The 12901-nt window shown below is 63.4% G+C and carries 11 protein-coding genes; 8 read left to right on the top strand and 3 right to left on the bottom strand.

Annotation, left to right across the window (positions count from 1 at the left end; translation table 11 throughout):
• Positions 1–5 precede the first annotated feature (5 nt).
• The gene (locus tag HGQ17_RS02400) at positions 6–1232 is read left to right on the top strand and encodes a pyridoxal phosphate-dependent aminotransferase (protein ID WP_168886343.1); all 1227 of its coding nucleotides are present in this window, start codon (positions 6–8) and stop codon (positions 1230–1232) included.
• A 242-nt stretch (positions 1233–1474) separates the two neighbouring features.
• Here HGQ17_RS02400 and HGQ17_RS02395 read toward each other — a convergent pair whose 3' ends face one another.
• Positions 1475–1741 (bottom strand): exodeoxyribonuclease VII small subunit, encoded by a 267-nt coding sequence (locus tag HGQ17_RS02395; protein ID WP_168886342.1) that lies wholly within the window; start codon positions 1739–1741, stop codon positions 1475–1477.
• Entirely contained in the window at positions 1742–3034 is a 1293-nt protein-coding gene (gene xseA, locus HGQ17_RS02390; protein WP_168886341.1) for an exodeoxyribonuclease VII large subunit, read from the bottom strand.
• A gap of 63 nt (positions 3035–3097) precedes the next feature.
• Here xseA and HGQ17_RS02385 point away from each other — a divergent pair, with 63 nt between their 5' ends.
• The 7 genes from HGQ17_RS02385 (at position 3098) to HGQ17_RS02355 (ending at position 10348) form a co-directional block, all read left to right on the top strand.
• Positions 3098–4012: an NAD(P)(+) transhydrogenase (Re/Si-specific) subunit beta gene (locus HGQ17_RS02385; RefSeq protein ID WP_168886340.1), complete on the top strand. Its 915-nt coding sequence runs from the start codon at positions 3098–3100 to the stop codon at positions 4010–4012.
• Positions 4013–4036: 24 nt separating this feature from the next.
• Positions 4037–5161, top strand: a complete 1125-nt coding sequence (locus tag HGQ17_RS02380; protein WP_168886339.1) for a 4-hydroxy-3-methylbut-2-enyl diphosphate reductase — start codon at positions 4037–4039, stop codon at positions 5159–5161.
• Positions 5162–5196: 35 nt separating this feature from the next.
• Positions 5197–5958, top strand: coding sequence for a TSUP family transporter (locus HGQ17_RS02375; RefSeq protein ID WP_168886338.1), 762 nt, complete (start codon positions 5197–5199; stop codon positions 5956–5958).
• Positions 5948–7132: an MFS transporter gene (locus HGQ17_RS02370; protein WP_168886337.1), complete on the top strand. Its 1185-nt coding sequence runs from the start codon at positions 5948–5950 to the stop codon at positions 7130–7132. The genes HGQ17_RS02375 and HGQ17_RS02370 overlap by 11 nt, the downstream gene beginning before the upstream one ends.
• Positions 7133–7207: 75 nt before the next feature.
• Positions 7208–8932, top strand: coding sequence for an SLC13 family permease (locus tag HGQ17_RS02365; protein WP_168886336.1), 1725 nt, complete (start codon positions 7208–7210; stop codon positions 8930–8932).
• A gap of 117 nt (positions 8933–9049) precedes the next feature.
• The gene (locus HGQ17_RS02360) at positions 9050–9286 is read left to right on the top strand and encodes a hypothetical protein (RefSeq protein ID WP_168886335.1); all 237 of its coding nucleotides are present in this window, start codon (positions 9050–9052) and stop codon (positions 9284–9286) included.
• Positions 9287–9295: 9 nt separating this feature from the next.
• The gene (locus HGQ17_RS02355) at positions 9296–10348 is read left to right on the top strand and encodes a PPK2 family polyphosphate kinase (RefSeq protein ID WP_168886334.1); all 1053 of its coding nucleotides are present in this window, start codon (positions 9296–9298) and stop codon (positions 10346–10348) included.
• Here HGQ17_RS02355 and HGQ17_RS02350 read toward each other — a convergent pair whose 3' ends face one another.
• Positions 10349–12742, bottom strand: coding sequence for an ATP-dependent DNA ligase (locus HGQ17_RS02350; protein WP_168886333.1), 2394 nt, complete (start codon positions 12740–12742; stop codon positions 10349–10351).
• Positions 12743–12901: the final 159 nt, after the last annotated feature.

Below are 12901 nucleotides of genomic sequence, written 5' to 3'. Positions count from 1 at the left end.
GGGGGATGCAGAATTTCGCCGATGATTTTCTCCAATCACCCAAACTGGCTGAAGTCCGCTATGACGTCCGCGGTCCCATTGCCCAGGAGGCGGCCCGGTTAGAGGCGGAGGGACACCGGATCACCCGGTTGAACATCGGCAATCCGGCGCCCTTTGGATTCGAGGCCCCGGAGCAGATCCTGCAGCATATGATCAAGACCCTGTCCACCGCGCAGGGCTATACCGACTCCCAGGGCATCTATTCAGCGCGCACTGCCGTAGCCCAGTACTACCAGGCCCGCGGAATGCGCAATGCCAGCCCCGAGGATGTCTACCTCGGCAATGGGGTCTCCGAGCTGATCTCCATGGTGCTCACCGCACTGATCGGCCCCGGGGATGAGATCCTGATCCCAGCCCCCGACTATCCGCTGTGGACCGGGGCCACCAAGCTCGCCGGCGGTAAGGCCGTGCACTATATGTGCGATGAGGACAATAACTGGTGGCCGGATCCAGCGGAGATCGAAGCCAAGATCACCGATAAGACCCGCGCCCTGGTGGTCATCAATCCCAATAACCCCACCGGTGCGGTCTACCCCCGGCATATTCTCGAGGCCATGGCGGAGATCTGCCGCAAACATGACCTCATGCTGCTGGCCGATGAGATCTACGAGAACATCACCTTCGACGGGGTAGAGATGGTCAATGCCGCCACCCTCAGCGATGATGTTCTGACCATCACCTTCTCCGGTCTCTCCAAGACCTGGCGGGTGGCCGGTTTCCGCTCCGGCTGGATCTACGTATCCGGGCCCAAGCACCGGGCGAAGAACTACCTCGAGGGTCTCAGTCTGCTGATGAATATGCGCATGTGCGCCAATGTTCCCGCCCAGCACGCCATCCAGGCCGCCCTGGGCGGGTACCAGTCCATCGAGGAGCTCATCCTGCCGCAGGGCCGGCTCTACGAGCAGCGCAATACCGCCCACCGGCTGCTCAGCGAGATCGAGGGAGTCACGGTGACCAAGGCCGATGGCGCCCTCTACCTCTTCCCGCGTCTGGACCCGGAGATCTACCCCATTGAAGACGACGAGAAATTCGTCATCGAACTGCTTCGGCAGAAGAAGATCCTGGTTTCCCACGGCAGGGCCTTCAACTGGCCCGACACCCAGCACTTCCGGCTGGTAGCACTGCCCAGTGTCGAAGATCTCGAGGAGGCCATCGGCGAGATCGCCGATTTCCTGGCAGAGTATAGGTCATGAGGAAAAGCTTGATAGCCCTTGTTGGGCTGGGGGTGTTGACCGCCTGTGGCGGGCCTCCGATATGGGCCCCGGCAACGATCAGCTGTTCGTCCTGGGGGCTCAGCGGGGCGTTCTGCTGAGGCTGCTCTGCTGGTAGTCATTCTGCGGATAGGGGTTCTGTGACATCTGTGATCACTCCTTGACTCATTGGGGGAACGGTCAGGAGTGAATTTACATATATTTACTGCAATTTGCAAGAGTAATTATTGCGAGTCGAGGTCTTGGCGAACCTCTTCTAGTTTCGCAGTGGCGCCATCCAGCCAGCGTTCGCAGCGATCGGCCAGGGCCTCACCGCGCTGCCAGAGGGCAAGGGACTCCTCCAGCGGAGCTCCACCGGTCTCCAGTTTCGTTACTACTGCAACGAGTTCATCGCGGGCCTGCTCATAGCTCATCTGCTCGATGTCATCGGTTTTTGCCGCTTCGAACTGGGCCTCGGGCTCATTGCCGGGGTTCAGGCTCTCCTGGCTCATTCACTTATCTCCTTCTGACTGGGCATTGACGTCTATCACTTCGGCGGAGAACTCACCGGTGGCCACCATCACCTGAACCGGGGCGCCCGGGGTGAGCTCGGCGGCGTCGCGGATAATTCTGCGCTGATGCTGGACCACCGCATAGCCGCGGTCCAATGTGGACTGTGGGGACAGGGCGGTGACCCGAGAACGGGTGGCGCTGACCCAGTCCCGGGCACGGTGCACCGCGGTCTCAGCCGAGACGAGGGCCCGACGACGCAGGGCACCCAGCTCCTCGGCGCGAACCTCGATCATCGACTGCGGATGGGCAAGTACCGGGCGGGAGCGTACTGAGGCGAGCCAATCGGCCTCCCGGGCAAGCATCCGCTCCAGGCCCTGAGACATCCGGCTGCGGGCCAGAGAGATATTCTCCCGCTCCTGGGCCTCCTCAGGCACCAACAGTTTGGCCGAACCCGTGGGTGTGGAGGCCCGGACATCGGCCACCTCATCCAGCAGGGGGCGGTCAGCCTCATGCCCGATGGCCGAGACCACGGGAGTCCCAGCAGCAGCCACGGTCCGGATCAGCCGCTCATCGGAGAAGGGCAGAATGACCTCCTCCAGGGCCCCGCCGCCGCGGGCGATAACAATGACATCCACCTCTGGATGGGCATCAAGCTCCTGGACTGCGGCCGCCACCTCAGTCGGTGCGCTGACCCCCTGGGTGGCGACCTCACGGATCTCGAACTGTGCGGCCGACCAGCGGGCAGTCACATTGCGCAGAATGTCCTTCTTGGCATCGGAATCTCGGCCGGTGATGATACCGATCCGAACCGGCAGCACCGGCAGCGGCTTCTTCAGCCCGGGGTCGAAAACCCCCTCAGCGGCCAGCTCCTGTTTGAGCCTCTCGATCCGCGCCAGCAGATCACCCAGGCCCACCGGCTCCATCCGCTGGGTCACCAGCGAAAGCCGCCCTGACTTCTCCCAGAGCGAGGGCTTGACCAGAGCCACTACCCGCGAGCCCGGGGCCAGGCCCTTGGAGGCCAGGCCGCCGGCGACATTCCGCCAGGCCACCGCGGTGAAGGAGACCTCCTGCTCCAGATCCCGCAGGGTCATCCAAGCAGTGCCGTTGCGCAGATTGAACTCCACCAGCTGACCCTCAACCCAGGTGGGGTTGACCCGGGCGATATGAGCCTTCAGCTTCCCGGAGAAATGACTCAGCGGCCAGGGGGTCTCCTCAGAGGTCTCCTGTGAGGTGGCAGGTATAGCCGACACTGTGGCGGCTGGGTCTTTGGCGTGTGGCTGCTGGTAGTTCATACTCCAGAACAGGCTACTCGCCCGCGTGGACATCAGACCGTTATTCCATAGGAGATTCTTCCCGTGCGCCATGTGCTCAGCATCATCAGTCTTCTGCTGGCGGCCCTGCTGGCTGCAGCGGCCCTTGCAGGGGGTCAGGTCAACCAGCTGCTGCGCAGTGAGGAGCCGGTGCGGGGGATCGCAGGATCCCTGCCGGAGGATGATGACTTCGCCCGGTCGGTGACCACCACGGCCCTGGATGAACTTGCCGGGCAGCTGCCCGGCGGGGTGCAGGACTACCTCCCCACCGACAGTGTCGAAGGTCTGCTGACCCCTGTGATCTCTGATGCCTTCACCGCCGACCGGGCCCTGGCCGCCTGGGATGAGGTCCTGCAGACAACCCGCTCCGACTACACCGCACAGTTGGAGGCGATCTTCGAATCCGGGACCCAGGGAGATGTCCGCGAGCTGGATATTGAGCTGAATCTCACACCGGTCTCTGAGGCGATGACCGAACCCCTGCGCGAAAGCCTCCACGATGCCCTGGGATGGGTCCCCGGAGTGGATCTCGACAGCTTCGATATGATCGCCCCGGATATCGTCCTGGACATCGAGGCCGCCACCGGCGAAACCGCCGATCCCTATACCTGGGCCACTGTGGCCGTGGCCAGCCAGTACTGGGGTGCCTATGCCATCGGCGCGGCAGTTCTGGCCCTGATCGGGGTGCTGGTCGGCGCCGGTCGGATCCGCTGGTACGCCATGGCATCCGGGGGAGTGGTCGCAGCCATTATCGGCCTCTGGATGGCCACCACAGTCGCCTCCCCGCAGTTCGAGCCCCCACCGGAGACCCCTGCGGCTGCGGTGGCGATTCTGGAGCATATCCAGCACCAGTTCACCGAATGGGCGCAGCCAGCCTGGTGGGTCTTCTCCGCCCTGGCCGGTGTGGTGGTGCTGGCCGGGATGTTGGTGGGCCTGCTCACCCCAACACGCAGACGTTAGGGTTGCGGCAGTAGACTTATCCCTATGACTACGACGACGCCGGAAGCACCAGCCCAGCGCCGGAAGCACATCTCCGTGCCCACGCCCCAGGTGCCGCGGAAGCGCCGCTCACCTGAAGAGATTGCCGCTGAGCAGAGTTTCACCGGGGACAAGCGAATCCTCCTGGCCGCCCCGCGGGGCTACTGCGCAGGAGTCGACCGCGCCGTCGTCGCTGTGGAGAAGGCTCTGGAGCAGTACGGCCCCCCGGTCTATGTGCGCAAGGAGATCGTGCATAACCGGCATGTGGTGGACACACTGACCGAAAAGGGCGTCATCTTCGTGGAGGAGACAGAGGAGGTTCCCGAGGGGGAGCTGCTGGTCTTCTCCGCCCATGGAGTCTCCCCGGCCGTGAAGGAATCGGCTTCACAGCGGAACCTGCAGACCATTGACGCCACTTGCCCCCTGGTGACCAAAGTCCATCGCGAGGCAGTGCGGTTCACCAGCAAGGACGACTTCCATATTCTGCTGATCGGTCACGACGGCCATGAGGAGGTTGAGGGAACCTATGGGCACGCCCCGGAGGCCACGACCATCGTCAACGGTCCGTGGGAGGTCGACCAGATCGAGGTTCCGGACCCGGATAAACTCATCTGGCTCTCCCAGACGACGCTTTCGGTGGACGAAACAATGGAGACGGTTCAGAAGCTCCGGGAGCGGTTCCCGAACCTCCAGGATCCTCCTTCGGATGACATCTGCTACGCCACGTCCAACCGTCAGGCGGCGATCAAGAAAGTCGCCCCGCAGGCGGATCTGGTGATCGTGGTCGGCTCGGCCAACTCCTCGAACTCCGTACGGCTCAAAGAGGTCGCCAAGGAGTACGGGGCCAAGCGGGCTGAGCGGGTGGACTACGCCAACCAGGTGGATGAATCCTGGTTCGCCGATGCCCAGACCATCGGAGTCACCTCGGGTGCTTCAGTGCCGGAGGTCCTGGTCCAGGAGGTGCTGCGCCTGCTGGCCGAATACGGCTACGGCGAGCCCGAGGAAGTCGTCACCGCAGAAGAGGACATCGTCTTTTCCCTGCCCAAGGAGATCCGCAAGGCGCTGCAGGAGGCCGGGCACGATAACGTCGGCCGCGGCGGACGCAAACGCAACGCCTGCAGCAGCAGCTGACCCCGCGGCTGCCCGGGACTGGCTAGTATGCACGGGTGAGCGTTTTAGGCACTGTGGCAATCATCGCGGCCGCAGTGCTGATCGGAACTATCCTGCAGAGACTCTCCGGAACTGGAGTGGGTCTCGTTGTTGCCCCGGTGCTCTCCCTGCTGCTGGGCCCTGCCTTCGGGGTCCTGGTTACTAATATGACCACTGTGGTCTCCGGGTTCCTGATCATGCTCAGTGTGTGGTCGGCGATCAACTGGCGGAAGTTCTGGCTGATCATCCCCGCAGCCGTCATCGGTGCCTGGCCCGGTGCCTGGTTGGTAGGCGTACTCTCTGCCGGCTGGCTGTCGATCATCCTCGGATCCATTGTGGTCGCCGCCCTGCTGGTGACGGTGACCCTGCGCAGACTGCCGGAGTGGACCACCAAACCACCGGCAGTGATCACCGGGCTGATCGGTGGATTCTTCAACACCACCAGTGGGGTGGCAGCACCGGTGATGGTCATCTACTCCCGGCTCTCCCGCTGGGATCAGCGCTCCTTCGCTGCGACCCTTCAACCGATCTTCATGACCATGGGTGCAGCCTCAGTGATCTCCAAACTGGCCCTGGGGTCGGTCAGCACCGATGGGGGAGCAGGTATCCCCTTTGGCTGGCTCTTCGCGGCCATTGTGCTCACTGTGATCATCGGGATCCTGATTGCCGGTCAGCTGGCCAAGGTGGTCTCGGCCTCGGCGGCACGCACTCTGGCGATGACCCTGGCCGGCCTCGGCGGGGCCGGTGCGATCATCCGTGGGGTCATCGATGTCATCTGAGGGACTGCAGGCCGGAACCCCGGCCTACCGCAGACTGCTGGTGGCACTGTTCTTCATCGGTGTAGCCACCTTCGCCCAGCTCTACTCCCCGCAGGGGCTGCTGCCGCTGATCTCCACTGATCTTGACATCACCCCCGATCAGGCCGCCCTGATGATCTCCGCAGCCACCCTTGGCCTTGCCCTGGGCGTGATCCCCTGGTCCTATATCGGTGATGCGGTGGGCCGGAAGCAGGCCATGCTGGTGGCCGTCAGTCTCGCCTGTGTCTTCGCGGCACTGACAGTGCTGGTGCCCACCTTCCCCCTGGCACTGGTAATGCGGTTCATCGAAGGCTTCATGCTCGGGGGAGTGCCGGCCCTGGCAGTGGCCTATCTCAGCGAGGAGGTCAGCGCCAAGGTAGCCGCCATCGCAGCGGGAACCTATATCTCCGGGACCACCATCGGAGGGCTCTCCGGGCGCATCATCGCCGCCCCCATCGGGGAGCAGCTGGGCTGGAAGACAGGCATGCTGGTGGTCACCGGCCTCGCGGTGGCCTGTGTGCTGATCTTCCTGCGCCTGGCACCACGGGCCCGCAACTTCACCCCTGGGCGCAGCAGTTTCCGTGAAGGCATGGGCCAACTCTTCGGGAACCTGCGCTCCGGAGCGCTGTGGGTGATCTACCTCCAGGGGTTCCTGACCATGGGCGGATTCGTCGCCACCTATAACTTCCTGGCCTTCCACCTGGCGGCCCCGCCGTTCTTGATGCCGCTGTGGCTGACCAGTTTCATCTTCCTGGCCTATCTGGCCGGCACCCTCTCCTCACCCCGGGCCGGGGCGCTGGCCTCCCGGATCGGCCGGAAACCGGTGCTGATCGGCGGCAATCTGGTGATGCTGGGCGGACTCGCCCTGACCCTGGTGCCCCAGGTCTGGGTGATCATCCTGGGCATGGTCGTGCTCACCGGTGGCTTCTTCGCCTCCCATGCAGTGGCCTCCGGATGGGCCGGAGCCTCAGCGGTAGCCGGACGGTCGCAGTCGGCCTCCCTCTACAACCTGGGTTACTACGGAGGATCCTCAGTCTTCGGATACCTCGGAGGAACCTTTCTCTATATGGCGGGATGGCCCGGCACAGTAGCCATGGTCGCGGCTCTGGCAGTCCTCGCCACGCTGCTGGTGGCGGTCGTACTGCCGCGCAATTGATTCATGTACGCTACGTACCTACTGATGTGACGTAACGCACTGTGATGTGCAGCCCCTGCCAAGGAGTCCGAGACGATGACACCTCCGCGATCCCGGGTCACCGGAGCCCACCTGCAGCAGTACGACCCCAAGGAACAGTCCAAACGCGAACAGGCGGCGCTCTCACCGGGGCACCGGGCAGAGGGATTCGAGAAACCCACACTGATTCGCCGACTGATCGGGATCTTCGGCGGTTTGGCCGCCTCGCTGCTGGTGTACTTCATCATGCCCGGCGATCTCGATGTCTGGCTGCGGCTCACAGCCGCCACCGCCGTACTGATGGCCGTGTGGTGGATGACCGAGGCTATTCCGATCCCGGCCACCGCACTGCTGCCGCTGGTGATCTTCCCAGTACTGGTCCCCGATGAGGAGACAGTGACCGAAACGATTGAGGACGGGGAAATCGTCGAAGCCCCCAGTCCCGTCGATGTCGACGTCATCGGTGCCTCCTACGGCAACAACATCATCTTCATCTTTATGGGCGGGTTCATGCTCGCCCTGGCCATGCAGCGGTGGAATCTGCACCGCCGCATCGCATTGCTGACCCTCCGGGCGATGGGTTCGAAACCTGCCAGCCTCATCGCCGGGTTCATGATCGCCACCGGCTTCCTGTCCATGTGGGTCTCGAACACCGCAACGGCAGTGATGATGCTGCCCATCGGTCTCTCCGTGCTCATGCTGGTCCGTCGCATCCTCGCCGGTGAGGACCCCGTAGCCGCCGAACCTGAATCCGAGGAGGACGAGGAGGACGAGGAGGTCAGCAAGAAGGAGGCCATCAAATCCAACTTCGGCACCGCGCTGATGCTGGGTATCGCCTATGCCGCCTCCATCGGTTCCCTGGGCACGATTATCGGCACCCCGCCGAACACCTTCCTGGTCGGCTATATGGGCAACGAGCACGACATCCACATCAACTTCGGCCAGTGGATGCTGGTCGGTATCCCGGTGTCCATCGTGATGATGCTGATCTGCTGGTTCCTGATCACCAAGGTGGTCTTCCGGCCGGAGATCGACGATATCCCCGGCGGGGCTGAGCTGATCAAATCGGAGCTGGCCAAACTCGGCCGGATGAGCCAGGGCGAGCTGCGCGTACTGCTGATCTTCATCCTCGCTGCCTGCTCCTGGGTATTCATTCCCTTGGGCACTGATCTGCTGATCGAACTTGAAGCCCTCGATGAGGATGCCGAACCGTTCATCGACGACGCCGGCATCGCCATGGCCATTGCAGCCCTGCTCTTCCTGCTGCCAGCCGGTGGTGATACGAAGAAGGGTGTGCGCCTCCTCGACTGGGAGGCAGCGGTCAAACTGCCCTGGGGTATCCTGCTGCTCTTCGGCGGCGGACTGGCGCTTTCCGGTCAGTTCGGGGCCTCCGGGCTGTCTGACTGGCTCGGCGAGCAGATGGAGGCCCTCGGCGGCGTTCCGGTCTGGATCCTGGTCGCCGTTGCCGTCCTGGGTGTCCTCTTCCTGACGGAGATGACCTCCAATACTGCCACTGCGACGATCTTCGTGCCGGTGGCCGCAGGTGTGGCCATGGGCACCGGCGTTGATGCCCTGGTGCTGGCCGCGCCGGTGGCACTGGCGGCAACCTGTGCCTTCATGCTGCCGGTGGCCACACCGCCGAATGCCATCGCCTATGGTTCCGGCTATGTCACCATCGGCCAGATGGTCAAGGGTGGTCTGTGGCTGAACATCATCTCGGTAGCAGTGATCACCCTGGTCTCGATGACGATTCTGGTGTGGGTCTTCGACCTCAGTCTCTGACACGCGCAGCGGCTGATTTGCCACTGAAAACCTGATCGTGTTTGCCATTTCGTCACCGCCGAAGATGAGGACACGTACCAGTACCATTGGGAGGGCGAAGACGTAGCTTCGGTCTCGGTGGTTGCTTCACCCGTCCAAGAGGGCGCTGACCCCGAGCTGGCCCTGTCCGAACTGGCAGGTCAATCAGGCGGCGACGTCGAGGAGGTCGATATCGCAGATGGTGCCGTGATCTTGCCTGGTAACCAGCTTGGTGTCATCGACGGCACCCAGATGTATCTCCTGGCAGGCCAGACAACCCAGGAAGACAGCAAGGAGCACTTCATCGCACTGGCAGAGGCAGTCACCTCCAACTAGGCTCGGAGGATGGCACCTCAGAAATCCGACACAGTCGAACTCAGTGGAGTCCCTGGACCGGATACCGGTCTGGGGCTGCCCTTCACCGGTGACCCGCGCCAGCTGTGGCGCGTTCCCACCTTCCTGAAGGATGCCCCTTTATGCCTGGGCGATGTCCCAACCCGACGTCGTCGTGGATTCAAAGGCGGAAAGAAGTCGGGCCAGCAGGCTCTGAGCCAGCGGGCCGAGCTGCTCGCTGAGCTTCAGGAGCTGTTGTGGGCCCATGCGATCGCGGCACCGGCCGATGACCGCAAGGCAGTTCTGAAGTCCATCAGCTCCCGGGTTCCCCGACGCAGTAAGCAGGAGAACGCCCGGCGTAAGGAGCTTTTCACCCCTGCAGTTCAGAAATTGCTTGACGGGCTGGAAAAGGGTCCGCGGATGCTGCTGGTGCTGCAGGGAATGGATGCCTCCGGAAAGGGCGGCATGGTGAAATCGGTGGTCGGCGCCATGGATCCCCTTGGGGTGGATGTCTCCGGCTTCGGCAAACCCACTGAGGCCGAGGCCAAGCAGCATTACCTCGAGCGGATCATCAAACGCCTGCCGACTCCCGGACACGTCGGGGTCTTCGACCGCTCACATTATGAGGATGTGCTGGTCCCAGCGGTCACCGGTACCCATGACGAGGATGAGCTGGCCGAACGGGTCGAGGCCCTGCAGATCTTCGAGCGTGAACTGGTCCGCCGCGGCTTCGTGATCGTCAAAGTGATGCTGCATATCTCCTCCGGGGAACAGCTGGACCGCCTCGTTTCCCGCCTGGACCGCGAGCATAAGCATTGGAAATACCACCCTTCGGATGCCGATGCCCGTGCCGAGTTCGGCACCTACCAGACCGTTTACTCCACGCTGCTGGAGGCCACTGATGAGGATTATGCCCCCTGGCATATCATCGGCGCCGACCGGAAGTGGTACTCCCGCCTGGCCGTCCAAGAGGTCCTCATCGCAGCCCTCGGGGACCTGCAACTGCACTGGCCCCCGGCCGACTACGACGTCGAATCCGAACGCAAACGCCTCCTGAGCACCTGATCAGTCGGTGAGGAGCCGGCGCCAGCTGGGGTGCCGGAGTCTGTGATCCCGGGTGATCCCGGAGTGTTTGACCTCGGCGGTCAGCTTCGGGGTGACCCAGGTGGCATCTGAGGCATCCTCGCCTGGAACATCATCTACCGGTGGGGTCTTCCGGGTGATGCCATCCAGCATTCGGCGCAGTTCGGTGAGATCCGCATCGGAGAAACCGGTGCCGACTCGTCCGGCATAGCGCAGCTGATCATCCTCCTCGGTGATGCCCAGCAGTAGGGAGCCGAAGGTTTTGGCTCGCCCGCCTCTGCCGCGGCGGTAGCCGATGATGACGACGTCGGCGTGATTGTCGTGTTTGATCTTCAGCCAGTCCTCGGAGCGCCGCCCGGGGTAGTAAGGCGAATCTGGCCGCTTGGCGATGATGCCCTCCAACTGCAGGTCGAGGCTGATCTCCATCGCATGGTCCAGTTCCTCGCCGAGGTCCTCGGGCAGCTGAACCTGTTCACCGGCGGAGAGCAGCTCGAAGAGAATCTCCCTCCGCCGCCGGTAGGAGAGGTCCGTGACATCCCCCTCCTGGGGAGTGTGCAGGACATCGAAGACCATGAAATGCACCGGAATGCGGTGGGCCGCCCGGTCGATCTCGCGTTGACTGCTCAGCCGACCACGTTGCTGCAGACGGCCGAAATCTGGCCGACTGGCGGCGTTCAGGGCCACGACCTCCCCGTCGAGCACTGTGCCGGGAGGTGCTAGATCAGCCAATTCGGCCAGTTCAGGAAAGACTGCGGTGTAGTCCTTGCCATTCCGGCTGCGCAGCTGGACCTCTGGCCCCTCATCACCGGGGCCGATGCCAGCCAGCATCCGGTAGCCGTCCCATTTGGCCTCATAGACCCAGTCCCTGCCCCGCATGTCTGAGGGTTTCCCTAGCGTGGCCAGCATGGGGGAGGGCAGTGGGTCAGGCAGGGGCTTTGGCTCTTTCTTGGGCCGTTTGCTGCGGGGCTGGTCCTTGGTCATTCGGATTAGCCAGTCCTTGCCCTCCGTGCGCACCAGGGCGTAGCGCCGCGGTTTAGCCTTCAGGCCGCCATCGGGCTGGCCGTGCAGGACGAAGACGACCTTGTCCTGTTCCCATTTCTCGATATCGACGGTCCCGGAGTCCCAGATGCTGACCTCCCCGCCGCCGTATTCACCTTTGGGGATGGTCCCTTCGAATTCGGCGTACTCCAGAGGGTGGTCCTCGGTCTGGACTGCCAGGCGCTGGGTGCCGGCCTTCAGCGGTGGGCCCTTGGGCACTGCCCAGGAGACCAGTACACCGTGGCGCTCCAGGCGGGTGTCATAGTGCAGTCGGGAGGCGTGATGCTCCTGGATGACGAATATGGGATCCCCATTCCGGGCCGAAGGGGAGGCCTTGGGCACCGGCTCGGGGGTCTTGGAGGCATCCCGCATGGATCGGTAGGTACTCAGAGCGTCCTCGGTAGGGGAGTCGGCCACTAGGTCCGCCAGGGGATCGATCCCATCGGCCAGGCGCTGCATCACCTCCTGGAAGTCCAGCTGCTTCAGATCCGGATCCTCCAGCTCCTCCCAGGTCCGCGGTGCGGCAACCCATGGATGGGACCGACCGCGCAGGGAGTAGGGGGCGACCGTGGTCTTATTCGCATTATTCTGCGACCAGTCGATGAACACCTTGTTCTTTCGGGCGGCCTTCTTCATCTGGCTGACCACCTCTTTGGGGTGATCTGACTCCAGGGCGCGGGCCAGTTCCTTGGCCACCTGGGAGACCTCCTCAGAGGTGTATTCACCCTGCAGGGCGGCGTAGAGATGAATCCCCTTGGAGCCGGAGGTCGCCGGAATGCTGGGCAGGCCCATATCGTCGAGAATCTCTCGGCACCAATGGGCCACCTGCGCACATTCGGCCAGTTCGGTGCCCGGGCCCGGGTCGAGATCCAGCACCAGCCGGTCGGGGTTCGAGCGGGCAGCAACCGGGGGCTCACCGCGCTGCTCAGCGGGGATGAAAGGGGCGACGTCGGCGTCGAACCTCCACTGCGGAACATGCAGTTCCAGCGCTGCCACCTGACCGAACCAGGCCAAGGTGGCTTGATCCTGAGCCAGGGGATAGATATTGACGTGATCGGAGTGCTCCAGGCCCAGCCGCGGCACCCAGCTCGGTGCGGAGTCCTCAAGATTCTTCCGGAAGAAAGCATCCTTGGGGGAGTCCTCGGTGCCCGGCCCATCCGGCCAGCGCTTACGGGTCACCGGCCGTCCTCGCAGTGCCGGCAGCATCGCCTCAGCCACTGTCTGGAAATACTCGATGACCTCGGCCTTGGTGGTGCCGGTCTCCGGGTAGAGCTCCTTATCGAGATTCGTCAGCTTCAGCCGCCGTCCGGCCACTGTGACGGTCTGCTGGGATGCCATGTTGACCAGGATGAACGGCGAATCTGGATATCGGCTGGAACCTTGGAAGCCCTAGGCGAAGATCCAGAGCGCCAAAGCCAGAAGCGCTGTGTATCCGGGCATCATCAGTACCGGTATATAACCTGCCCGACGAGCGGAGCCCACCCGGCGCTGGAGGGT

It is taken from the genome of Nesterenkonia sedimenti (genome assembly GCF_012641515.1).
GTDB lineage: Bacteria > Actinomycetota > Actinomycetes > Actinomycetales > Micrococcaceae > Nesterenkonia > Nesterenkonia sedimenti.
The sequence above is the reverse complement of the archived record's forward strand: the minus strand, read 5'-3'. Positions and strand labels throughout refer to the sequence as shown.

Bases quoted from the DNA above. Each gene is read 5' to 3' on its own strand.
- HGQ17_RS02380 (WP_168886339.1), top strand. From the start codon at position 4,037: ATGACTACGACGACGCCGGAAGCACCAGCCCAGCGCCGGAAGCACATC.
- HGQ17_RS02370 (WP_168886337.1), top strand. From the start codon at position 5,948: ATGTCATCTGAGGGACTGCAGGCCGGAACCCCGGCCTACCGCAGACTG.
- xseA (WP_168886341.1), bottom strand. From the start codon at position 3,034: ATGAACTACCAGCAGCCACACGCCAAAGACCCAGCCGCCACAGTGTCG.
- HGQ17_RS02350 (WP_168886333.1), bottom strand. From the start codon at position 12,742: ATGGCATCCCAGCAGACCGTCACAGTGGCCGGACGGCGGCTGAAGCTG.
- HGQ17_RS02355 (WP_168886334.1), top strand. From the start codon at position 9,296: ATGGCACCTCAGAAATCCGACACAGTCGAACTCAGTGGAGTCCCTGGA.
- HGQ17_RS02365 (WP_168886336.1), top strand. From the start codon at position 7,208: ATGACACCTCCGCGATCCCGGGTCACCGGAGCCCACCTGCAGCAGTAC.
- HGQ17_RS02400 (WP_168886343.1), top strand. From the start codon at position 6: ATGCAGAATTTCGCCGATGATTTTCTCCAATCACCCAAACTGGCTGAA.
- HGQ17_RS02395 (WP_168886342.1), bottom strand. From the start codon at position 1,741: ATGAGCCAGGAGAGCCTGAACCCCGGCAATGAGCCCGAGGCCCAGTTC.